Source organism: Sphingomonas sp. DC4900 (genome assembly GCF_049896485.1).
GTDB lineage: Bacteria > Pseudomonadota > Alphaproteobacteria > Sphingomonadales > Sphingomonadaceae > Sphingomonas > Sphingomonas aquatilis.
Genome location: NZ_JAFCUK010000004.1, coordinates 104,671 through 126,093, shown reverse-complemented (window position 1 = coordinate 126,093; position 21,423 = coordinate 104,671). Strand labels below are relative to the sequence as shown.

Genomic DNA, 21,423 nt, shown 5'->3' with positions numbered 1-21,423 from the left:
ATGCGAGCTATACCACCCAAGCCATTGATTATGCGCCAGCCTCTTGTGCGAAGTACCAGCTGGCCGCGGCGAGGCGGTGGACCTGCGCCGCCGACCGTTCGGCCTGCGCGCTGGACGCGGTGCCATCGACGATCCGCTTCTTGATGCCCTGAACGATGCCGGTCAGGCGGAACAGATTGTAGGCGAAATACCAGTTGAGGTCGGGCACGCCGTCGCGCCCCGTGCGCGCGCAATAGCGGTCCACCATCTGCTCGATCGTCGGGATGCCGGTGTCGGGGCCGGTCTGCCCCTTCACGCCCGATCGGCCTTCCGGCTCCGTTACCCAGCTCATCAGGAAATAGCTGAAATCGGCGAGGGGATCGCCGAGCGTCGACAGCTCCCAGTCGAGCACCGCGATGACGCGCGGCTCAGTCGCGTGGAAGATCATGTTGTCGATGCGATAGTCGCCGTGGACGATCGACGTGCGCGTCTGGTCCGGCACGGTGCGTGGCAGGAAGTCGATGAGCTTCTCCACCTCCGGCATGTGTTCGGTTTCGCTGGCGCGATATTGCTTGGTCCAGCGTTCGACCTGGCGGGCGAAGTAATTGCCGGGCTTGCCGTAATCGCCAAGGCCCGCGGCGACGTGATCGGTGTTGTGGAGGTCGGCGAGCGTGTCGACCATCGCATTGTAGATGCCGGTGCGCTGGTCGGGCGTATAGTCCGGCAACGTGCCGTCCCACAGGTTGCGCCCGTCGGCGAGGCCCATGACATAAAACATCGCGCCGATGACGCCGTCGTCGGTACACAGGCCATAGGGCTTCGCGACCGGAAAGCCGGTCGGGTACAGGCCGGCAATCAAGCGATATTCGCGATCGACCGCATGGGCGGAGGGGAGCAACGGCCCGAACGGCTTGCGGCGCAGGACATAGGCGCCCGACGGACTGTCGATGCGATAGGTCGGGTTGGACTGGCCGCCCGCGAATTTGGCGTAGGTGAGCGGGCCGGTGAAGCCGGCGACGTTCGCCTCCATCCAGCGGGTGAGGTTCGCCTCGTCGAGCCGGTCCTTGTCAGCGACGGCGATGGTGCCGGGGGGTGTGGTCATGCGACTGCCTTTTGGAATGCGCGATGGACTGCCCCGCCTCCTCCGTCACCCCGGACTCGTTCCGGGGTCCACTCCGCGGCGAGGGGGGCGGTTCGAGCCTCGTGCCGTGCCCGTGCGGCCCGGTGGCCCCCGGACCAAGTCCGGGGTGACGAGGTACTGTGGGCACTCCTCATGCGAAGGTAATCACGCTGCGGGTGGCGTCACCCTTGCGGAGTTCGTCGAACGCGTCGTTGATCCGATCCAGCGGCATGCGTTCGGCGATGATCGTGTCGAGGTCCAGGCTCCCGCGCATGTAGAAATCCACCAGGCGCGGGATATCGACGGGGAAGCGGTTGCTGCCCATCAGGCCACCCTGCAATTTCTTGCCCGAGAGAAGGTCGATCGCGGACAGGCCAACCTTCTCCGACGGCGGCAGCATGCCGAGGATGGTCGCGGTGCCGCCGCGGCGCAGGACCTTTACTGCGGTGGCGGCGCTCTGCGGACGGCCGACCGCCTCGATCGCATGATGGACGCCGCCACGCGTGATCTCGACCACCTCGTCCGCCGCCGTGTCCGACAACGCGTCGATACTGTGCGTCGCACCGAGCTTCTCGGCGAGCGCACGCTTTTCCGGCACGGGATCGAGCGCGATGATCTTGCCCGCGCCCGCGATCTTGGCGGCGTTCACCGCGGCGAGGCCGATACCGCCGCAGCCGACGACGCACACCGTTTCGCCGGGCGTGACGTCGGTCGTGTTGAACACCGCCCCGGCGCCCGTCGTCACCGCGCAGCCGATCAGCGCGGCGCGGTCCATCGGCATCTCCGGGTCGATCGCGACGCAGGCATGCTCGTGGACGAGCATCATCTCGGCATAAGCCGACAGGTTGAGCATCTGGGCAACCGGCTGGCCGTCGAGCGTCAGCCGCGGCGCCGCGCCTTTGGGTCGGCGGACGCCCGCGTCGACGCACAGGAACATGCGACCCGTGACGCAGAATTCGCAATGGCCGCAGAAGGCGCTGAGGCAGGTGACGACATGATCGCCGACCTTCACGGTACGCACTTCGCTGCCCACCGCCTCCACCACGCCCGCGGCCTCATGCCCCGGGATGGTGGGGAGGGCGTGCGGATAGATGCCATCGACGAAGTGCAAGTCGGATCGGCAGACGCCCACTGCGACGGTGCGGATCAGGACTTCGTGCGGGGCCGGATCGGCGACGGCGACGTCCTCGATACGGAGCGGGGTCTTGGGTTCGAAGAGGACGGCGGCTTTCATGGGAATGGCCTTTCCTGTTTCGTCTTCGTCATCCCGGCGGACGCCGGGATCCATGGTTTCGGCGTCGCTGGTGGAGCACGCCCTCGTCAGGTCATCGCGTCCATGGATCCCGGCTTTCGCCGGGATGACGATAAAGGGCAGATCAGCGCGCCGGGCGTTCCGCGGCATAGTCGCCATATTTGCCGAATTCGGCGCGGGCGATGGCGCGGTTGTGGACCTCGTCCGGCCCGTCGGCGAAGCGGAGCGTACGCAGCGCCGCCCAGGCATGCGCGAGGTGGAAGTCCTGGCTGACGCCGCCGCCGCCATGCGCCTGGATCGCGTCGTCGAGGATCTGCAGCGCCATCGTCGGCGCGGCGACCTTGATCATCGCGATCTCGAGCTGCGCGGCCTTGTTGCCCGCTTTGTCCATCATGTCCGCGGCCTTCAGGCACAGGAGGCGCGTCATTTCGATGTCGATGCGCGCCTTGGCAATCCGCTGTTCCCACACCGAATGATCGGCGATGCGCTTGCCGAAGGCGACGCGGCTGAGCAGGCGCTTGGCCATCGCCTCGATCCCCGTTTCGGCGACGCCGATGGTGCGCATGCAATGGTGGATACGGCCCGGCCCCAGGCGCCCCTGCGCGATCTCGAAGCCGCGGCCTTCGCCGAGCAGCACGTTCTCGACCGGCACGCGCACGTCCTTCATCACCACCTCGCCATGGCCGTGCGGCGCATGGTCGTAGCCGTAGACGGTCAGCATGCGCTCGATCGTGACGCCGGGCGCGTCCATCGGCATCAGGATCATGCTCTGCTGCTGGTGGCGCTTGGCCGAGGTGTCGGTCTTGCCCATCACGATCGCGACCTTGCAGCGCGGATCGCCGACGCCCGACGACCACCATTTGCGGCCGTTGATGACGTAGTGATCGCCGTCGCGGACCATCGAGGTTTCGATGTTGGTCGCATCGGACGAGGCGACGGCGGGCTCGGTCATCAGGAAGGCGGAGCGGATGTCGCCGTTCATCAGCGGCCGCAGCCATTGCTCCTTCTGCTCGCGCGTGCCGTAGCGGTGGAAGACCTCCATGTTGCCGGTGTCGGGCGCGGAGCAGTTGAACACCTCCGACGCCCAGCCGATCTTGCCCATTTCCTCGGCGCACAGGGCGTATTCGAGGTTGGTGAGCTGCGTACCTTCGAACGCGAACGTGTCGTCGACATGGGTCTGGCCCGAGTTGGGCGGCATGAAGAAATTCCACAAGCCCGCGGCCTTCGCCTTCGCCTTGCATTCTTCGATGACGGGGATCACCTTCCAGCGCTCGCCTTCATGTTCCTGCGCGTCATGTTCGGCCTGGCGGGGGCGGATTTCCGAATCGATGAACTGGCGGACGCGGTCGCGGAAATAGGTTTCCCGCTCGCTCAGGGTGAAGTCCATGGGGCGTCTCTCCAACGTATGTTTGGCAGAGGTCTAGGCCGTACCGTACATTCGGTAAAGTCCCATCCGCCCGCTTCCGATGGCTTTTTCACGCCTGACGCCGGACACCCCAAGAAAACACTGTTTCTTCGAAAGCGGCATTGATAGACTGGCCGGATGGAACAAACGGGGGCGGATGCCGGCGAGACCGTCGGGGCGGAGGAACAGGGCACCAAGCGCTTCCGGGCGAAGCGCGATGCGATCCTGTCCGCCGCAGCGGAGGCGATCAACGAACAGAGCGCGAAGGGCATGACCTTCGCCGACGTGGCGCGCCGCGTAGGGCTGAACACGACTAGCGTCACCTATTATTTCAAGCGCAAGGAAGACCTGGCGGCGGCGGCGTTCGAGCATACGCTCGACCAGCTGCTCGCCATGCTGGACGATGCACTCGCCCAACCGACGCCGCAGGCACGCGTGCGCCGCTATCTCGGCCTTATCATGGACCGGCTGGCGCGCGTGCAGCGCGGCGAGGATCGCGCGATGGCGGTCCTGTCCGACCTGCGCGCCAGCGAAGAGCCCAACCGTACCCGATTGCTGAATCGCTGGCGCGAGGTGTTCCGGCGGACGCGCTCCTTATGGGGCCCCGCCGCCAGCCGCGCGGAGACAGACCTGTTCGGTGCGCGGGCGCACGTGCTGCTGGAAAACACCTTCTGGCTGCCGATCTGGGTGTTGCGCTACGAACCGGATCAATACGATCGGATCGAAGCGCGGCTGATGGACGTGTTCGAACATGGCATCGCCGCGCCGCACGCGCGTTGGGCGCCGCAGCCGATCGATCTGAGCCATGAAGAAACCGAACCGGGGCGCGCGGCCTTCCTGCTGGCGGCGACACAGCTGATCAACGAACTGGGCTACCGCGGCGCATCGGTGCAGCGGATCGCGGCGGAGCTGAACGTCACCAAGGGCAGCTTCTACCATCACCTCGATGCCAAGGACGATCTGGTCATCGCCTGCTATCGGCGCAGCTTCGACACGATCAGCGATGCGCAGCGACTGGCGGATGAAACCGGCGGCAGCCACTGGCAACGGCTGTCCAGCACGATCGCGACGCTGCTGGACGTGCAGTTCGCCGAGCGCGCACCGCTGCTGCGGACGACGGCGCTGTCGGGCCTGCCGGCGATCGTACGGACCGCGATGGTCGACCGCTCCAACCGGATCGCGCGGCGCTTCGCCGGCACGATGATGGACGGGATCGCCGAAGGATCGATCCGCCCGGTCGATGCGCTGGTGGCGGCGCAAGCGCTGATGGCCCTGCAGAATGCGGCATTCGATATGCGGAAATGGGCCGGAACGATGCCGCGCGAGCGCGCGGTGGCGATGTATGCCTCGACCTTGTTCTTTGGCCTGTTCGACGATCGGGCGCTTCACGACGCGTGAGCGTTAGCCCCGCAGCGGCCTACGCGACGGAAGCACGGACGCGCCTAATATCAGGGCGCCAATATCGGGCGGGGCGGCGCATCGGCCGCCCCGTATCCGTCAATAGCCGGCGAGCTGCGCGAAGCGTTCGCGGTGGAAGGCGGCATTGCCCCACATCGCCTCCAGCACCGCTGCGCGCTTCATGTAGAAGCCGGCGTCATGTTCGTCGGTCATGCCGATGCCGCCGTGCAGCTGGATCATTTCGCGGCTGACGAGGCGCAATGTGTCGCCCGCCACCGCCTTGGAGAGGCTGACGCTCTGCGAGACGTCGCTGCGGCGGGCATCGATCGCCTCCAGCGCCCCCTCCACCACCGATCGCATGAGTTCGAGCTCGGTCAGCATCTTGGCCATGCGGTGCTGAAGCGCCTGGAAGGTGCTGAGCTGCTGGCCGAACTGGACGCGCGTCTTGAGATAATCGTTGGTGGTGGCGAACGCCTGTTCGGCGAGGCCGAGCATTTCGGCGGTGACCAGCGCGGTGGCATGGTCGACGATTTTGGCCGTGAGGTCCGTGCCGCCGAGCCGGGTCGCCGGAGCCTTGTCGAAACGGACTTCGGCATGGCTGCGGGCATCGGCCATGCGGCGGGTGGAGCGGGTGACGCCCTCGTCGCCCGCCACGAGGTACAGGCCGTCGGCAGCGGCGACGACGAAGGCCGCGGCGCTGTCTCCCTCCGCGACGAACGCCTTGGTGCCGGTGAGACGGCCATCCTCGACGCGGGTGTCGATGGCGCCGCCGTGGAGCGAGCCTTCATCGATGGCAAGCGTCGCCACCGCCTCGCCACTCGCGATGCGCGGCAGCCATTCGGATTTGGCGGCATCGCTGTCGCCGAGCACGATCGCCGTTGCCGCCGGGCCCGTGGAGCCAAGCGGGTGCGCGACGAGCGTGCGGCCGAGCTGTTCGATCACCATGCCGAGCGACAGATAGCCGAGTTCGGAGCCGCCATGCGCTTCGGGCACGACGATGCCGCCCCAGCCCATCTGGCCCATGTCGCCCCAGGCGTTGACGTCGAACCCTTCCGCGGGCGCGGCATTGCGCAGGCGGCGGAAGGCGGTGACCGGGGATTCGTTGTCGCCCCATTCGCGCGCCATGTCGCGCAGCATCGTCTGTTCTTCGGTGAGGACGGCCATGCCGTGAGCTCCTGAGTTTGGGTGCGCGGGTGTTGGTGGCGGTTATTGGTGCCAGTTACTGGTGGTCCAGCATCCCGAGGATGCGCTTGGCGACGATGTTGTTCTGGATTTCGGAGCTGCCGCCATAGATCGACACCGCCTTGCCCCACAGCCAGGTGCGGGTCTGCGCCAATTCCTCGTCGGTGAACCCCTCGCCTTCCCAGCCGAGACCATTCATCCCCATGATCTCGATCGCGAGTTCGGCGCGGTCCTGCGTGATACGCGCGCCAACGTTCTTCATGATCGAGGTCGCGGCAGACGGCCCCTGGTTCGACTTCGCCTCGGCCGCGGCGCGGCGCAGCGTCAGGACGAAGGCGCGCACGTCCATTTCGTGGCGGATGATGCGGGTGCGCAGGTCGGGATCGGCGATGCGGCCCTGTTCGTCGGTGCCGCGATAGGCCTTGGCGATCTCGCTGAGCGGCTTGCCGGCGAGCAGACGCCCGGCCGAGCCGCCACCACCCGACAGGCTGGAGCGTTCGTGCTGGAGCAGGCGCTTGCCGATCGTCCAGCCTTCGCCCTCGCGCCCGACGAGGTTTTCCTTCGGCACCTTCACGTCGGTGAAGAAGGTTTCGCAGAAGGGCGACGAGCCGGAGGTCAGGCGGATCGGCTTTACCTCGACGCCGGGGGCATCCATGTCGATCAGGAGGAAACTGATGCCTTCATGCTTCTTCGTCTTGTCGGTGCGGACGAGCGCGAAGCATTTGTCGGCCCATTGGCCGCCGGAGGTCCAGGTCTTCTGCCCGTTGACGACATAATGGTCGCCCTTGTCCTCGGCGAAGGTCTGCAAGGACGCCAGATCGGAGCCGGCGCCGGGTTCGGAATAGCCCTGACACCAGCGCACCTCGCCGCGCGCGATGGCGGGGATATGCTCCTGCTTCTGCGCTTCGGTGCCATATTCGAGCAGCGTCGGGCCGAACATCATCACGCCCATGCCGCCGATCGGATTCCACGCGCCAATCCGCGCCATTTCCTCTTGCAGCACGCGCGCCTCGGCCCGGCTGAGGCCACCGCCGCCATATTGCGCGGGCCAGGTGGGGACGCCCCACCCCTTCTCGCCCATCGCCTTCGTCCAGGCGGCTTCGTCGGGCGTGGGATCGTGCGGGCCTTCGACGGCGGACATGCCGCCATCCTTATGCGCCAGGGCCTTGGGAAAATGCGCAGCCAGCCAATCGCGTGCCTCCGTGCGGAAGGCGTCGAGCGGATCGGTGGGGGCGTCGGCGGTGAGGGCAGTCGCCATCATGTCTCTCCTGATCCCGAATCTGAAGATCGGGTATGCTGCGGATAGCCATGCCATGAATGATCGGGCGTGCAAAGCCCCGCATTGGCTTGGCGCGCGGCTTGCGGCACAAGAGCGCCGACAAATGTGGGGAGTGGGGCATGCGGTTCGAGCATAAGGCGGTGCCGATCGCGCTGGCGGCGGTCCTGATCGACACGATCGGCTTCGGCATCGTCGCGCCCGTCTTCCCCGCGCTGCTGCGCAGCCTGGGCGAGACGGACATCGAACAGGCGACGCGGATCGCCGGGTGGATGCTCGTCGTCTATGCCGGCGCGCAATTCTTTGCGGGACCAGTGCTCGGCAATCTGTCCGATCGGTTCGGACGACGGCCGGTGCTGATCGCGTCGATGGTGAGTTTCGGGCTGGATTATGCGGTGATGGCGGTCGCGCCGAGCGTCGGCTGGCTGTTCGCCGGACGCGCGATCGCCGGGATCGCAGGCGCGGTCTATGGCCCTGCCGGATCGGTGATCGCCGACGTGACGCCGCCCGAAAAACGCGGAGGGACCTTTGCGCTGATCGGCGCGGCGTTCGGCCTGGGCTTCATCATCGGCCCGGCGCTGGGCGGGCTGTTTTCGCTATGGGGGCCAAGGGCGCCGTTCGTCGCGGCAGCGCTGCTGGCGCTGGTCAATGCGGTCGTGATGTTGGTGGCGATGCCGGAGACGCTGGCGCCTGAGAACCGGCGGCCGTTCCGCCTGCGCGACGCGCATGTCATCGGCGCGTTCCGGCCGCTGTTCCACGCCGGCAATGCCGCGCCGCTGCTGATCGCGATGTTCCTGTGGCAATTGGCGCACATGGTCTATCCGGCGACCTGGAGCTTCTGGGCCACCGCGCAGCTTGGCTGGGATGCCAAGGCGATCGGCTGGAGCCTCGCCTTCGTCGGCGTGGTGGCGACAATCGTGCAAGGCGGACTGACCGGGCCGGCCATCGCGCGGCTGGGGGAGCGGCGGGCACTGCTGATCGGACTGACCGCCGCCGGCCTGTCGTTCCTGGCGTTCGGCGGCGTGACCCAGGGGTGGCAGGTCTATGTGCTGTTCGCCGTCAGCGCCTTCGATGGATTCGCCATGCCGGCGATGCAGGCCATGGTGTCGCGCATGGTCGACGCATCGCGGCAGGGGCAATTGCAGGGCGGACTGGGCGCGATGGGCAGCGTGTCGGCGATCGTCGCGCCGCTGCTGCTGACGCAGGTGCTCGCCTGGGGCCTGGCACACGGGTTTCCCGGCGCATCCTTCGTCATCGCCGGCGTGCTGGCGCTGGCGGCGGGCGCCATCGTGATGACGCGGGTGCGGGCAGCCGGGTGATGATGCCGGACGATTTCGAACATTGCGTATGGCGTCGGCACGGACCTTGCCCTAGCCTTCGCCGATGAGCCCGACCACCGACCCCGCCCTCGTCCCCCTGCGCGACATCATCGCCGGTTTGCAGCCGGACGCGGGCGGCTGGACGGGCGTCGTGCCGGACAGCTGGTTGCAGGGGCGCACGGCGTATGGCGGCCTGTCGTCGGCGCTCGCCTTGCATGCCGCCATGGCGTCGGACAGCGATCTGCCCCCGCTGCGCTCGGCGTTGGTTGCGTTTATCGGCCCGCTGAGTGGCGCCATCACGATCCGTGCCGAGCGGCTGCGGCGCGGACGCAATGCCGCCTTCGTCCAAGCGGACGTGACGAGCGAGGCGGGCCTGGGCTTGCGTGCAACCTTCGTCTTCATGGGGCCGGTGCCGTCGCGGCTCGATCAGCGCGCGCCGGCCGGCCCGGCGGTATCGCCGCCCGGACCCGACGACCGAATCCTGCGCGGCCATCCCGCCGTGCCCTTCACCGGCAATTTTGAGCTGGTCGATGCGCCCGACGCCGGCCCTGCGGAGTGGCTGCGCTGGGTCCGGCTGAAGGACCGCGAGGGACTGCACCCGATGGTCGAGCTGATGGCGGTCGCCGATTGCCTGCCGCCCGCCGCGATGAAGCTGCTCGGCGGGCCGGCGCCGGTCAGTTCGATGACATGGCAGCTGAACCTGCTCGCCGATACGCCGGTGACGCAGGATGGCTGGTGGCTGCTACAGGCGGTCGCAGGCCATGCGCGCGACGGCAGTTCCAGCCAGCGGATGGGGATCTGGTCCGCCGACGGCACGGCGATCGCGGATCAGATGCAGAGCGTGGCGGTCTTTGCCTGATCGCCCTCTGCGCCGATGAAGCAATCCTGCCCTGCACCCGGTAGGTTTCCACTATTACTACTCAACCTGCCGCATCCCAGCGTTCAACACAGGTGACGCCCCTTGTCTTAAGCACCGATTATCTGACGAAAAGGTGAACTATTGTTCACGGGACAGGGCTTGGCGGCTCACCTATATTGCAGCTCTTCGATGTGGAGAATGCACGATGCGTAAGCTTGCCTTTATCGCCATTCCGCTGATGATGGCCTCTGCCCAGCCCGCTCTGGCCAAGGGGTGTCTGCGCGGTGCCGCCGCCGGCGCGGCGGCCGGTCATTTCGTCGGCAAGGGTCACGCCATGCTCGGCGCCGCGGCGGGTTGTGCCGCGATGCACCACCATTATGCCAAGCAGGCACGCGCGCAAAAGGCGCAGGCCAAGGCGGCGGCGCAGCGCTGAGCCGCTGCGACAGTTTGCGACACAAATCCGCGCGGCCGACATGACCGCGCGACAGAGCTGATCGACAAGGCGCATCGTCGGGCGGGGGTTGGCCCCGCCCCCTGGAGACCAGGACGATGCGTACAGCTCTGATTTCGATGATGGCGACGGGCGGCCTGCTCGCAACGGCTGCGACCGCGCAGACCGCGCCACAGGCCCCCGCTCCTGCCCCCAATGCCGCCGCACGTCCGCACGGCGGCATGATGCGGGCCGATGCCAATGGCGACGGCACCGTCACGCGCGCGGAAGTGATCGCGCAGGCGCAGGCGCGCTTCGACGCGATGGACACCAATCATGACGGCACCGTCACGCCCGACGAACGCGCCGCGGCGCGCGCTGCGATGTGGGCCAAGCGCGGTGGCGGCACCGGTGACGCTCCGGCCATGAACCGCGGAGGCAACGGTGGTGGTCGCACCCTGACCCGCGCCGACGCCACGGCCCGCGCGGGTGCGCGCTTCGACCGGATGGACACGAACCACGACGGCAAGCTCGATGCGACCGAGATGACGGCGGCTCGCTCTGCGATGCATCACGGTCGCCGTGGCGGCGCTGCGCCCGACGCCAGCCAGCCCGCCGGCACGCCCGACGCGCAATAAGCGTATTCTGACGGCAAGCGCCGGGCGGTCCCGATCGGACCGCCCGGCTTTGCAGGAGACGATTCGCGTGGCAGAGCCGGATCTTATGGGAGACATGCAGCATCTGCTGCTCGTCGATGACGAGCGTTCGATCCGCGAGCCGCTGGCGCAATATCTTACCAAGCAGGGCTTTCGCGTGACCCAGGCCGCCGATGCGGAAAGTGCGCGGATGCGGCTGGCGGCCTATGCGATCGATCTCGTCATCCTCGACGTTATGATGCCGGGCGAGGACGGCCTGTCGCTGTGCCGGCATATCGCCGCGACCAGCGACACGCCCGTCATCCTGCTGACCGCCAAGGCCGAGGAGACCGACCGGATCGTCGGGCTTGAAATGGGCGCGGACGATTATGTCACCAAGCCCTTCTCGCCCCGCGAACTCGCGACTCGCGTGAAGGTGGTGCTGCGCCGGCTGACCGCGGGCGGCGCGCGGCAGCATGCGCCCGAAAGCGGCTCCTATGCCTTCGCCGGCTGGGTGCTGAAGACAGGCGAGCGCTCGCTCGTTGATCGCGAAGGCGTCAGCGTGCCGCTGTCGACCGGGGAGTATAATCTGCTGTTGGCGCTGGTGACGCGGCCCCGGCAGGTGCTGACGCGCGACCAGCTGCTCGACCTGACGCAGGGCCGTGAGGCCGCGGCGTTCGATCGCGCCATCGACAATCAGGTCAGCCGCCTGCGCCGAAAGATCGAGGCGGACGCCAAGACTCCCGATATCATCAAGACCGTCTGGGGCGGCGGCTATACGCTGGCCGCGGAAGTGACGCGGCTGTGACGCAGCCCGCTGCGGCGGCGGCGCCGCGCGCCAGACGGCGGCTGTGGCCGCGCAGTCTTGCCGGGCAGATGGCCGTGCTGATCGCGCTGGCGCTGTTCGTGGCACAGGCGGTGAATTTCGGGCTGGCGCTGCGCGATCGCGCGCAATTCCGGTTGGCGCAGGCGGCACGGCCGGTCGCGATCCGCATTGCCGATGCGGTCGAACGCGAGGCGCAAGGCCTGCGGCCGATCCTGCGCGACCGGGGGCGCGTGCGCCGCGCCGATGCCGACGCGATCCCGGCCGACCTGCCGCGCCTGCCCGCCTTTGCCGACGAGTTGCGCGACCAGCTGCGCGAACAGGGGATGGAGGTCGGGCGGATCGATACCGGCGTGCGTCCCTGGGCCGGAATCGACGATGCATGGCAGGCGCGCAATCCGATGCGGCCGGGCCGCTATCGCCGGCACGTCGAGCGGCCGGAGGCCGCGCTGCTGGTCGCGATCGAGCAGCCGGGGCACGGCTGGCTGGCGCTGACGGTCGCCTGGGGTGACAATGGCGGCATCCGGCTATTCTGGCGCCTATTCGCGCAGACGCTGATCCTGTACGCGATCGTCCTGCTTCCGGTGCTGTGGATCGCGCGGCGGATCTCGCGGCCGTTACGCGCGCTGACCGCGGCGGCCGAGCGATTCGGGCGCAGTGGTGAAGGCGTGGTGCCGGTGCCCGTGCGCGGGCCGGCCGACATCACCGGCCTGGTCCAGTCGTTCAACCAGTTGCAGACGCGCGTCACCGCGATGCTCGACGAAAAGGACCGAATGCTGGGCGCGATCGGCCACGATCTGCGCACCCCCCTCGCCGCGCTGCGCGTCCGGGTCGAATCGGTCGAGGACGACACCGATCGCGCCCGGATGAGCGACACGATCGCCGAAATGAACCGGACGCTCGACGATATCCTGTCGCTGGCACGCATGGGCCGGCCCAGCGAACCCGTCACCGAGGTCGATCTTGCCGCGCTGGTTGATGCGGTGGTCGAGGATTTCCGCGATCTGGGGCAGGACGTATCGTTCGACGAGGCCGAGCGGCTGCGCATGCGGCTGCGCCCCTCGCTGATCCGCCGCGCGATCCGCAACCTCATCGAGAACGCCGTGAAATATGGTGGCGGTGCCGAGGTGAGGCTGATCGCCGAGCCGCAGCGCGTCGCGATCGAGGTGGGCGACCGCGGGCCGGGCATCCCCGAGGCGCGGCTGGGCGACGTCTTCGCGCCCTTCACCCGCCTCGAAAGCTCGCGCAACCGCGATACCGGCGGCATCGGGCTGGGCCTCGCGCTGGCCCAGTCGATCGTGCGCGAAGCCGGCGGCGAGATACGGCTGGCGAACCGCGCGGGCGGCGGCCTGTGCGCGACGATCGAGCTGCCGCGCTGATCCGCCGTCAGACCTGCGGCACGGCGGTCGCCCAATTCCCCATGTCGGAATACAGATAATCGCTTTCGAATTCGGCGACGGCGGCAAGGCCGGTCAGGTCGAGGATTTCGACGTGACCGTTGCGGAAGACCAGCAGGTTGCGCTCGCGAAGATCACGCAGCACGCGATTGACGTGAACGCCGGTCAGGCCGCACGCCTCCGCCAGATCGGGCTGGGTCAACGGCAGCTCGAACCGTCCGGCCTGTGCCAGCCCCACCATGGTCAAGCGGGCGTTCAATTCGCAGAAAAAGTGCGCCAGCCGCCCGTCGGCCCCCAGTCGCCCGAGCCGGAAAATCCATTCCCGGTGCATCGCCGCATCGAGCAGCGTCGAGAACCATAGCACCCGCGTGAGGTGCGGATGCCGGTCGGTAATCGCCGTCAGCGTCTGGTGATCGTACAGCGCCACCTTTACCGGCCCCAGCGTGCCAATATCGTGATCGAGCCGCCCGGTCGGGAAGCCGTGCAGATCGACGAAGTCACCGGGCACGTGAACCGACACCAGCTGCCGATACCCTTCGCGATCGTCCATGTAGCGGGTGATATAGCCGTCGACGAGCAACATGCTTTGTTCGAGCCGCTCGCCCCGGCGCACCAGATGCTGGCGCGCGGGGAAGTCCTTCACGGTCTGGACGGCATCTTCCAGGATGCGCTGCTCCTCGATCGAAAGGCGCTCGCGCCCCCGCCCCATGAGGAAGCGGCCGGTGAGGGGAAAGCGCCCGAGCGCGTCAGATCGGGGCAAGGCGCGAACAGCATCATCGATCATGACCCTGTCAAACACGGATCGGGGGCGTAACGTTCCCAGATTGACCGCAGCTGTTTTCGGAACACTTGCCCCCTCCCCCCGTTTCGATGCGAAGGCGGAACAGTTGATCCGCGATGCCCGTATGCCGCATGGGGTGCGTGACATATAAAACAGGGGGATAGGTCCAAATGCTCGAACCGGATCGCAATGTCTGGCGGATCGAGCGGGCGAACCGCCTGTCGGTGATCGTCGACGCTGACCGCTATTTCGGCGTCGCCCGCGAAGCCTTCGCCGCGGCGAAGAAGCGCATCATGCTGGTCGGCTGGGATTTCGACGCGCGTATCCCGCTGGTCGGCGACGGCGTGGAGGTCGACGGGCCGGAGACGGTCGGCGATTTTCTCTACTGGCTGGTCGAGCGCAATCCGCAGCTGGAGCTGTATCTGCTACGCTGGGACATCGGCGCGCTGAAGTCGATCTTTCGCGGCAAGACGCTGTTTACCGTGTGGAAGTGGGCACGGCATCCGCGCATCCACGTGAAGCTCGACGCCCACCACCCGACCGGATCGTCGCATCACCAGAAGATCGTGTCGATCGACGACTGCCTCGCCTTTTGCGGCGGGATCGACATGACCGCCGAGCGCTGGGACACGCGTGCGCATCGCGACGACGACCCCGGACGGCGCCTGCCGGGCGGTGGGCTCTACAAGCCGTGGCACGATGCGACGATCGCGATCACCGGTCCGGCCGCGGCGGCGCTCGCCGAATTGTGCCGCAACCGCTGGCGGCTTGCGACGACGCACCGGCTGGCGCCGGTCGAAGGCGAGGTGTCCTGCTGGCCGGGCTCGCTCGCGCCGACGTTCGAGGACGTCGACGTCGGTATTGCGCGCAGCCAGCCCGAGATGCCGGGCGAGGCGCCGGTGACCGAGGTGGAAGCGCTGTTCCTCGACCAGATCCGGGCCGCACGCCGGCACATCTACTGCGAAAGCCAGTATTTCGCCTCGCGCCGCATTGCAGAGGCAATCGCGGCGCGGCTGGATGAGGAGGACGGCCCGGAGATCGTCATCGTCAATCCGCTGACCGCGCAAGGCTGGCTGGAGCCGATCGCGATGGACACGGCGCGCGCCCGGCTGGTCGAAACGCTGCGGCGGCGCGACCGGCACGGGCGGCTGCGGCTGTACCATCCCTTCACGCAAGGGGGCACGGCGATCTACTGCCATGCCAAGATCACGATCATCGACGACACGCAGCTGCGGATCGGATCGGCGAACATCAACAATCGCTCGCTGCGGCTCGATACCGAATGCGACGTCGTGGTGGACGCGGCCCGGCATCCCGGCCGCGGGCTGGAGGCGATTATCGCGGATGCGCGCGCCGACCTGATGGCCGAGCATCTGGGCGTATCCCCCGCCACGGTGGCAGCGACGATCGACGAAACGGGGTCGCTGATCGAGACAATCGAGCGGTTACGCGGGCTCGGCCGATCGCTGCGGCCCTATGAGGTCCCCGACCTGGACAGCGTACAGGAATGGCTAGCCGACAACGAAATCCTCGATCCCGAAGGACCGGGCGAGATGTTCGAAGCGACGACCCACCGCGGGCTGTTCCGCGGGCGGCTGAAACGACGCTAGCGCGCGGGCGCCTGCTGGGCGAGCAGGCGGTCGAGCAAGGCGAGCCGGACGGCAATGTCCTTGCGATAGGAGGCTCGCTCCGGCGTCAGCGCAAGCGCCTGTGCCCAATAGCGGCGCGCCAATTGAAACTCGCCGGCGCGGATATAGGCGAGCCCCAGGAAGAAGCGCGGCCCCGGATGGTCGGGCGCGAGGCGCATCGCCTGCTGGAAGGCAAAGAGGGCGGGCGGCGACACCACGTCGCGGTCATGCGCAGCCATGGTCGTACCCAGCGCGGTCCACAGCATCGCGCTGCTGCGATAACGGTTGATCCCACCCAAAAGCGCGATCACCGCAGACCGTCGGTCGCCGGACCGGGCGAGCGCATCGGCCGCGATCAGATAGGTGCCATCGGCGGTGAAGCGGCCGAACATTGCATCGCGCAGCGTGACGAGTTCGGGATCATCGGCTTGCAGCGCCGCATTGCTCCGCGGCGCGGCACCGGGCCGCATCGGACTGCCCTGCCACGCATAGCCTGCCGCGCCGAGCATCAACGCGGCACCGACCATCGACCATAGCCGCCGGTCGATCCGCAGCGCGACGAGCGACGCAAAGCTCGCCCCGGCGATCAGGAGAAGCGCGATCCAGCCCATCAGTCGCGCCGCCTACGCCGGAAGCTCGACCGCGCGATGCCGATGCCGATGGCGAGCAGGACCAACGGCGCGGCCCATAGCGGGCCCGTCGCCGCGCCCAGCGGCGGATCGTAGCTGATGTAATCGCCATAGCGTTCGATCAGCCACGCGCGGATCGCCTGCGGCGTCTCCCCCGCGGCGATACGGCTACGCACCAGCGCGCGCATGTCGCCCGCCATGCTGGCGTCGCTGTCGGCGATCGACTGGCCCTGACAGACGACACAGCGCAGCGTCTCCATCAGCGCGCGCGCCTTCGCCTCCTGCGCCGGATCCCGCAGCTGCGTGTCGGCGAGCGCGGCGGGCGGGGTCGTCGGATCGGCAAGCGCGGGCGTGGCGAGCGTAGCCGCAAGGAGGATCGCCCAGCCCCTCATCGTGCCGCCTTCACCGCGGCGGCAATCGCCGCCACGTCGCTCGCGCGGATATCGCCGACATGTTGCAGGACGATACGCCCCTGCCCGTCGACCACGAAGCTTTCCGGCACGCCGGACGAGCCGAGCGCGAGTTGCACCGCGCTCTGCCGGTCGTCGCCGATACTGGCATAGGGATCGCCGTTCTGGCGCAGGAAGGCGGTGAGCGCGGGCGTGGTATCGCGGATCGCGATGCCTTCAATCGGCACGCCCAGGGTCTTAAGACGCATCAGCTGTGGCGCCTCAGCGATACAGGGGATGCACCAGCTCGCGAAAATGTTGATCAGGCGCGGCCTGCCCGCCAGCGTGCCGCTGCCGGGCTTGCCGGGGACGATGGCGGGCAAGGTGACGTCGGGCAGCGGCTTGCCGATCATCGCCGAGCGGACGGTACGGTCTGCGGGGCGGAACAGGCCGAATGCCACCACGGCCGCGATCGCGACGAAGGCCGCGAGCGGCGCCCAGAGCAGCCAGCGCTTCACGCCACGCCCTCGCGCAGCGCGCTACGCCGCTCGCGCCGCCAGCGACCGATCAGCGACAAGGCACCGCCCAGGGCGACCAGTGCGCCGCCCAGCCAGATCAGCGTCACGAACGGCTTCCACCACAGCCTGAGCTGCCAGCGCCCCTGCGTGTCGGGCTGGCCGAGCACGGTATAGAGCTGGCCGTCCCACAGCGTCAGGATCGCGCTTTCGCTGGTGGTGGTGACCGGGTCGGAAAAGAAGCGCGATTGCGGACGCAGGATCACCGTGTCCTCGTCGCGGGTCGCGCTCAGCCGCGCCTCCAGCGCCGACCAGTTCTGGCCGATCACGGGGCGGACGCCTTGAAGCCGCACGGTGAAGGGGCCGACATGGACGGGCTGGCCGACCCGCGCCGCGACCAACGTCTCCGACGTATAGGCCGCATCGCATGCCATGCCGGCAAGGCTCACCGCGATGCCCAGATGCGCGACGACCATGCCCCAGGTGAACAGCGGCGTGCGCCGTGGATTGCGGCCGAGCAGCGGCAGCACGCTCGCCACCGCCAATCCCGCGGCGAGCGACAGGCCGAACAAAGGCAGCACGCCCGGCGGTGCCAGCACGACCAGCCCGGCGCCCGTGAAACCCGCCGCCGCGACCGGCCACATCATCCGCTCCAGCAGCGCGTTCGCGCTATCCCGCCGCCAGCGCAGCAGCGGCCCGGCGGCCATGACGACGACGAGCGCCAGCGCGACCGGGCCCGCGGCCTTGTTGAAGAAGGGCGGCCCCACCGACAGCTGGACGCCGAAGCCCGCGGCGACGAGCGGGTAGAGCGTGCCGATCAACACGATGCCGAGGATGACCGACAGAAGCAGATTGTTGAGGACCAATCCCCCTTCGCGACTGACCAGTTCGAACGTCGTACCCGTGCGCACCGTGCCGATCCGCGCCGCGAACAGCGCCAGCGCCCCTCCGATATAGATAGCGAGCAGCGCCAGAATGAAGGCGCCGCGCTCCGGATCGACGGCAAAGGCGTGGACGCTGGTCAGGATGCCGGAGCGGACCAGGAAGGTGCCGATCATCGACATCGAAAAGGCGACGACGGCGAGCATCACCGTCCACGCGCGCAAGCCATCGCGCGTCGCCAGCACCGTCACCGAATGGAGCAAGGCGGTCGCGGCGAGCCACGGCATCAGCGAGGCATTCTCGACCGGGTCCCAGAACCACCAGCCGCCCCAGCCGAGTTCGTAATAGGCCCAATAGGACCCGGCGGTGATACCAAGCGTCAGGAACACCCAAGCGCCGAGCACCCAAGGCCGCATCGCCCGCGCGAATGCCGGGCCGACGTCGCGGGTAATGAGCGCGCCCACCGCGAAGGAGAAAGCGACCGAAATGCCGACATAGCCGATGTACAACGTCGGCGGATGGAAGGCGAGACCGGGGTCCTGCAACAGCGGGTTCAGCCCCATGCCGTCGCGCGCCGGCATCGGCAGCCGCGCGAACGGATTGGAGGCGAACAGCAGGAAGGCATAGAAGCCGAGGGCGATCCCCGCCTGCGCAGCCAGCGTCGCGATCAGCGTGCGTTCGGGCAGGCGCCGCTCCAGCACCGCAACCGCGCCGCCGGCAAGGCCCAGGATCGTCACCCAGAGCAGCATCGACCCTTCGTGATTGCCCCAGGCGCCGGCGAATTTGTAGATCCACGGCTTGGCCGAATGGCTGTTCTCGACCACCAATTTGACCGACATGTCGGACGCGAGGAACAGCGCAATCAGCGCCGCCATCGCCAGCAGCGCCAGCGCGCCCTGGACGATCGCGACGGGGCGAACCGCGGCGATCGTCTCGGCACCGCCACGCGACAGGCCGATCGCGCCCAGCGCCAGCTGCAACGCCGCCAGCGCAGCCGCGAGCCATAAGGCGGCAAGGCCGACCTCGGCGATCATGGTTCCAGCGTCCGCGTCTCGTGCATCGCCTTGCCGCCCTTTGCGGCGAGTTCGGGCGGCATGTACTTTTCGTCGTGCTTGGCGAGCAGGTTGGTCGCGGTAAAGCTGCCGTCAGGGTTGAAATGCCCCTCCGCGACGACACCTGAGCGCTCGCGGAACAGGTCGGGCGCGATGCCGGCGAACGTGACGGGGGTGGTCGCGATGCCGTCGCCGACGACGAAGTGGATGGTGACCCCGTCGGGCGCACGCTTGATCGACCCGGCCTGCACCATACCGCCGAGGCGCACCGCCCAGCCGAGCGGCAGGCCCTGTTTGGCGACGTCGGACGGCGCGTAGAAGAACGATGCCTGATCCTTCAGCGCGGACATGGCGAGCAGCGCCGCCGCGATCACCGCGGCAAGGCCCAGCAGCACGAGCGTCAGCCGTTGATGCTTCGCCTTCATTTCTCGGCGCGCTTCATCGCGATATAGCTGACGAGCGTCAGGGCACCCGCCGCGCCGAGCGTGACGGCATACGCCGCGACGATGAACGGCCAGTGGTTCATGCCCGCGCCATCCGCCGCATCCGCGCCTCGGCCTTGGTTCGTGCAAGCGTCGTCCGCATGCGCATCAGGACGATGGCGGCGAACAGCGCGGTGAAGCCGGTCATCGTAAAGCCCAGCGGCCACAGGATGCTGCCCGCGATGCTCGAACCGGTGAGGCCGATCGACGGGCCCTGGTGCAGCGTGTTCCACCAGATCACCGAATAACGGATGATCGGCAGCAACACGGTGCCGGCAATGCCGTACAGGGCCGGAATACGCCCATCGCCGCCGCGTTCCGCATCGGCGCGCGCAAGCGCCATATAGCCGCAATAGACGAAGAACAGCAGCAGCATCGACGTCAGCCGCCCGTCCCATTGCCACCACGTCCCCCAAGTCGGCCGCCCCCAGATCGATCCGGTGACGAGGCAGACGGCGGCGAACATCGCCCCCGGCAAGGCGATCGCGCGCGCCGCCACGTCGGCCAGCGGATGCCGCCAGACGAGAAAGGCGATGCTGCTGATCGCAAGGCCGCTCCAGCCGCCCATGCCGAGCCAGGCAGCAGGCACATGGATGTAGAGGATGCGGACGCTGTCCCCCTGCAGATAGTCGCGCGGGCTCTGCGTCAGGCCCGCCCAGCAGCCGACGGCGATCAGCGTGACGCCCGCCCACAGCAGCGCCGGCGTCAGCACGCGGGCGAGCTTCAGGAAGCGGGCGGGATTGGCAAGGGCATGAAGGGTCGGCACGGTCGCCCAGCGTCATAGCAGCTTTGCGGCCGCCGTCATCCCGTCGGTTGCAGCGGCGCCGTCGGTCTTTGGACCAACACCGGCGGCAGCGCACCGCCGGTGTCGGCCAGACCGCCGAGGCCTATCAGCCGCGGCCGATCAGGCGCTGGGCGATCGTGTCGGCGACCTCGGCAGCGGGGCGTCCGGTGCGTTCGCTTTCATCCCACACCTCGTTCAGGCGTGCCGGGATCTTGGCGATGCGCGCCATCACTTCGGCTTCGTCGCCCTGCCCCAGATATTCGAGGCCGACGTTGATGATGCCACCGGCGTTGATGACGTAATCCGGGGCATACAGGATGCCGCGATCGTGCAGGCGATCGTAATCCTCGCGCGTCGCGAGCTGATTGTTCGCGCCGCCCGCGACGACCTTGGCGGTCAGCGTCGGAATGGTCGCTTCGGTCAGGATCGCGCCCAGCGCGTTCGGGCTGAAGATATCCGCCTCGACGCCCAGGATCGCGCCCGCTGCGACCGTTTCGCCGCCCAGTTCCGCCGCCAGCGCCGCCGCACGCGCCGCATCGACGTCGGCGAGCGTCAGGCGCGCGCCGTCCTTCGCCAGCAGCTTGGCAAGGCCGCCGCCGACCGAACCAACGCCCTGGATCGCGACATGCACGCCCTTCATGTCGTCCGTGCCAAGGCCGCGCTTCGCCGCCGCCTTCACGCCGAGATAGACGCCGTGCGCGGTGTACGGGCCGGGATCGCCACCCGCCGCGCCGCTCTCGACCGGCAGGCCGCTGACGTACTTCGTCTCGCCCGCGATCACCTTCATGCGCGCTTCGGACATGCCGACGTCCTCGGCGGTGACGTAGCGGCCGCCGAGCGATTCGACCGCGCGCCCGAACGCCTTGAGCTGCGCGTCAGGAATGACCGCACCGGGCTTGTCGGCCAGGATCACGCCCTTGCCACCGCCGAGCGCGAGGCCCGCCATGGCGTTCTTGAAGCTCATGCCGCGCGACAGGCGCAGCGCGTCGGTGACCGCGAGGTCGCCCGAAGCGTAATGCCAGAAGCGCGCGCCGCCCGCTGCGGGGCCGAGGTGGGTCGAATGGACCGCGATAATCGCGCGCAGGCCCGATTCGCGATCGGTGAAGGCGTGGACGCCCTCATGATGGTCAAAGTCGGGAAGGTCCCACACCGAGGTCATCGCCTGCTCCATGGATCGAATATTGCGAATGTCCGCAATATTGTTTC

Annotated in this window: 21 protein-coding genes; 8 read left to right on the top strand and 13 right to left on the bottom strand. The window is 68.1% G+C overall.

The features are described from left to right. Positions 1-28: 28 nt before the first annotated feature. The 3 genes from ACP690_RS07065 to ACP690_RS07055 all read right to left on the bottom strand — a co-directional run bounded on the left by ACP690_RS07065 (position 29) and on the right by ACP690_RS07055 (position 3,738). Complete coding sequence (locus ACP690_RS07065; protein ID WP_426260606.1) at positions 29-1,081, bottom strand: phosphotransferase family protein; 1,053 nt, start codon at positions 1,079-1,081, stop codon at positions 29-31. A gap of 169 nt (positions 1,082-1,250) precedes the next feature. Further along, positions 1,251-2,333, bottom strand: coding sequence for a Zn-dependent alcohol dehydrogenase (locus tag ACP690_RS07060; RefSeq protein ID WP_147034748.1), 1,083 nt, complete (start codon positions 2,331-2,333; stop codon positions 1,251-1,253). Positions 2,334-2,475: 142 nt separating this feature from the next. Further along, on the bottom strand, positions 2,476-3,738 hold the full coding sequence (locus tag ACP690_RS07055) for an acyl-CoA dehydrogenase family protein (RefSeq protein WP_426255930.1): 1,263 nt from the start codon (positions 3,736-3,738) through the stop codon (positions 2,476-2,478). A 156-nt stretch (positions 3,739-3,894) separates the two neighbouring features. Between ACP690_RS07055 and ACP690_RS07050 the strand changes: the two genes are divergently transcribed. Next, positions 3,895-5,154, top strand: coding sequence for a TetR/AcrR family transcriptional regulator (locus ACP690_RS07050; RefSeq protein WP_426260605.1), 1,260 nt, complete (start codon positions 3,895-3,897; stop codon positions 5,152-5,154). Positions 5,155-5,253: 99 nt separating this feature from the next. Here the strand turns inward: ACP690_RS07050 and ACP690_RS07045 are convergent, their stop codons facing one another. Next, positions 5,254-6,318 carry an acyl-CoA dehydrogenase family protein gene (locus ACP690_RS07045; RefSeq protein ID WP_426260604.1) on the bottom strand — a complete coding sequence of 355 codons (1,065 nt, stop codon included), beginning with the start codon at positions 6,316-6,318 and terminating at the stop codon, positions 5,254-5,256. A 55-nt stretch (positions 6,319-6,373) separates the two neighbouring features. Further along, positions 6,374-7,594 carry an acyl-CoA dehydrogenase family protein gene (locus ACP690_RS07040; protein ID WP_426260707.1) on the bottom strand — a complete coding sequence of 407 codons (1,221 nt, stop codon included), beginning with the start codon at positions 7,592-7,594 and terminating at the stop codon, positions 6,374-6,376. A gap of 140 nt (positions 7,595-7,734) precedes the next feature. On the opposite strand from ACP690_RS07040, the gene ACP690_RS07035 reads away from it, so the two are divergent. The 6 genes from ACP690_RS07035 to ACP690_RS07010 all read left to right on the top strand — a co-directional run bounded on the left by ACP690_RS07035 (position 7,735) and on the right by ACP690_RS07010 (position 13,057). Continuing rightward, on the top strand, positions 7,735-8,931 hold the full coding sequence (locus ACP690_RS07035; RefSeq protein WP_426260603.1) for an MFS transporter: 1,197 nt from the start codon (positions 7,735-7,737) through the stop codon (positions 8,929-8,931). A gap of 64 nt (positions 8,932-8,995) precedes the next feature. After that, positions 8,996-9,790 carry a thioesterase family protein gene (locus ACP690_RS07030; RefSeq protein WP_426260602.1) on the top strand — a complete coding sequence of 265 codons (795 nt, stop codon included), beginning with the start codon at positions 8,996-8,998 and terminating at the stop codon, positions 9,788-9,790. Positions 9,791-9,995: 205 nt separating this feature from the next. Then, a complete protein-coding gene (locus tag ACP690_RS07025) occupies positions 9,996-10,223 on the top strand; it encodes a hypothetical protein (RefSeq protein WP_294210452.1) in 228 nt (75 codons plus the stop codon). A 116-nt stretch (positions 10,224-10,339) separates the two neighbouring features. Then, a complete protein-coding gene (locus ACP690_RS07020; RefSeq protein ID WP_426255926.1) occupies positions 10,340-10,858 on the top strand; it encodes a hypothetical protein in 519 nt (172 codons plus the stop codon). 85 nt (positions 10,859-10,943) lie between these two features. Beyond that, positions 10,944-11,663, top strand: a complete 720-nt coding sequence (locus tag ACP690_RS07015) for a response regulator (RefSeq protein ID WP_020486532.1) — start codon at positions 10,944-10,946, stop codon at positions 11,661-11,663. Continuing rightward, complete coding sequence (locus ACP690_RS07010; protein WP_426260601.1) at positions 11,660-13,057, top strand: HAMP domain-containing sensor histidine kinase; 1,398 nt, start codon at positions 11,660-11,662, stop codon at positions 13,055-13,057. The genes ACP690_RS07015 and ACP690_RS07010 overlap by 4 nt, the downstream gene beginning before the upstream one ends. A 7-nt stretch (positions 13,058-13,064) precedes the next feature. On the opposite strand, the gene ACP690_RS07005 is transcribed toward ACP690_RS07010, so the two are convergent. Next, positions 13,065-13,859, bottom strand: a complete 795-nt coding sequence (locus ACP690_RS07005) for a Crp/Fnr family transcriptional regulator (RefSeq protein WP_063685372.1) — start codon at positions 13,857-13,859, stop codon at positions 13,065-13,067. 167 nt (positions 13,860-14,026) lie between these two features. Between ACP690_RS07005 and ACP690_RS07000 the strand changes: the two genes are divergently transcribed. Then, positions 14,027-15,466 carry a phospholipase D-like domain-containing protein gene (locus tag ACP690_RS07000; protein WP_426260600.1) on the top strand — a complete coding sequence of 480 codons (1,440 nt, stop codon included), beginning with the start codon at positions 14,027-14,029 and terminating at the stop codon, positions 15,464-15,466. Here ACP690_RS07000 and ACP690_RS06995 read toward each other — a convergent pair. The 7 genes from ACP690_RS06995 to ACP690_RS06965 all read right to left on the bottom strand — a co-directional run bounded on the left by ACP690_RS06995 (position 15,463) and on the right by ACP690_RS06965 (position 21,376). Then, entirely contained in the window at positions 15,463-16,095 is a 633-nt protein-coding gene (locus tag ACP690_RS06995) for a tetratricopeptide repeat protein (RefSeq protein WP_426260599.1), read from the bottom strand. The genes ACP690_RS07000 and ACP690_RS06995 overlap by 4 nt on opposite strands. After that, positions 16,095-16,505 carry a cytochrome c-type biogenesis protein gene (locus tag ACP690_RS06990; protein WP_017979227.1) on the bottom strand — a complete coding sequence of 137 codons (411 nt, stop codon included), beginning with the start codon at positions 16,503-16,505 and terminating at the stop codon, positions 16,095-16,097. The genes ACP690_RS06995 and ACP690_RS06990 overlap by 1 nt, the downstream gene beginning before the upstream one ends. Next, positions 16,502-17,020 (bottom strand): redoxin family protein, encoded by a 519-nt coding sequence (locus ACP690_RS06985; RefSeq protein WP_426260598.1) that lies wholly within the window; start codon positions 17,018-17,020, stop codon positions 16,502-16,504. The genes ACP690_RS06990 and ACP690_RS06985 overlap by 4 nt, the downstream gene beginning before the upstream one ends. Beyond that, positions 17,017-18,933 carry a heme lyase CcmF/NrfE family subunit gene (locus ACP690_RS06980; protein WP_426260597.1) on the bottom strand — a complete coding sequence of 639 codons (1,917 nt, stop codon included), beginning with the start codon at positions 18,931-18,933 and terminating at the stop codon, positions 17,017-17,019. The genes ACP690_RS06985 and ACP690_RS06980 overlap by 4 nt, the downstream gene beginning before the upstream one ends. After that, a complete protein-coding gene (ccmE, locus tag ACP690_RS06975) occupies positions 18,930-19,376 on the bottom strand; it encodes a cytochrome c maturation protein CcmE (protein ID WP_426260596.1) in 447 nt (148 codons plus the stop codon). The genes ACP690_RS06980 and ccmE overlap by 4 nt, the downstream gene beginning before the upstream one ends. 97 nt (positions 19,377-19,473) lie before the next feature. Then, complete coding sequence (gene ccmC / locus ACP690_RS06970) at positions 19,474-20,199, bottom strand: heme ABC transporter permease CcmC (protein ID WP_426260595.1); 726 nt, start codon at positions 20,197-20,199, stop codon at positions 19,474-19,476. Positions 20,200-20,323: 124 nt separating this feature from the next. Next, the gene (locus tag ACP690_RS06965) at positions 20,324-21,376 is read right to left on the bottom strand and encodes a Glu/Leu/Phe/Val dehydrogenase dimerization domain-containing protein (protein ID WP_426260594.1); all 1,053 of its coding nucleotides are present in this window, start codon (positions 21,374-21,376) and stop codon (positions 20,324-20,326) included. Positions 21,377-21,423: the final 47 nt, after the last annotated feature.

Coding starts and splice junctions, on each gene's coding strand:
- ACP690_RS07065 (WP_426260606.1), bottom strand. CDS start 1,081: ATGACCACACCCCCCGGCACCATCGCCGTCGCTGACAAGGACCGGCTC.
- ACP690_RS07060 (WP_147034748.1), bottom strand. CDS start 2,333: ATGAAAGCCGCCGTCCTCTTCGAACCCAAGACCCCGCTCCGTATCGAG.
- ACP690_RS07055 (WP_426255930.1), bottom strand. CDS start 3,738: ATGGACTTCACCCTGAGCGAGCGGGAAACCTATTTCCGCGACCGCGTC.
- ACP690_RS07050 (WP_426260605.1), top strand. CDS start 3,895: ATGGAACAAACGGGGGCGGATGCCGGCGAGACCGTCGGGGCGGAGGAA.
- ACP690_RS07045 (WP_426260604.1), bottom strand. CDS start 6,318: ATGGCCGTCCTCACCGAAGAACAGACGATGCTGCGCGACATGGCGCGC.
- ACP690_RS07040 (WP_426260707.1), bottom strand. CDS start 7,594: ATGGCGACTGCCCTCACCGCCGACGCCCCCACCGATCCGCTCGACGCC.
- ACP690_RS07035 (WP_426260603.1), top strand. CDS start 7,735: ATGCGGTTCGAGCATAAGGCGGTGCCGATCGCGCTGGCGGCGGTCCTG.
- ACP690_RS07030 (WP_426260602.1), top strand. CDS start 8,996: ATGAGCCCGACCACCGACCCCGCCCTCGTCCCCCTGCGCGACATCATC.
- ACP690_RS07025 (WP_294210452.1), top strand. CDS start 9,996: ATGCGTAAGCTTGCCTTTATCGCCATTCCGCTGATGATGGCCTCTGCC.
- ACP690_RS07020 (WP_426255926.1), top strand. CDS start 10,340: ATGCGTACAGCTCTGATTTCGATGATGGCGACGGGCGGCCTGCTCGCA.
- ACP690_RS07015 (WP_020486532.1), top strand. CDS start 10,944: ATGGGAGACATGCAGCATCTGCTGCTCGTCGATGACGAGCGTTCGATC.
- ACP690_RS07005 (WP_063685372.1), bottom strand. CDS start 13,859: ATGATCGATGATGCTGTTCGCGCCTTGCCCCGATCTGACGCGCTCGGG.
- ACP690_RS07000 (WP_426260600.1), top strand. CDS start 14,027: ATGCTCGAACCGGATCGCAATGTCTGGCGGATCGAGCGGGCGAACCGC.
- ACP690_RS06995 (WP_426260599.1), bottom strand. CDS start 16,095: ATGGGCTGGATCGCGCTTCTCCTGATCGCCGGGGCGAGCTTTGCGTCG.
- ACP690_RS06990 (WP_017979227.1), bottom strand. CDS start 16,505: ATGAGGGGCTGGGCGATCCTCCTTGCGGCTACGCTCGCCACGCCCGCG.
- ACP690_RS06980 (WP_426260597.1), bottom strand. CDS start 18,933: ATGATCGCCGAGGTCGGCCTTGCCGCCTTATGGCTCGCGGCTGCGCTG.
- ccmE (WP_426260596.1), bottom strand. CDS start 19,376: ATGAAGGCGAAGCATCAACGGCTGACGCTCGTGCTGCTGGGCCTTGCC.
- ACP690_RS06965 (WP_426260594.1), bottom strand. CDS start 21,376: ATGACCTCGGTGTGGGACCTTCCCGACTTTGACCATCATGAGGGCGTC.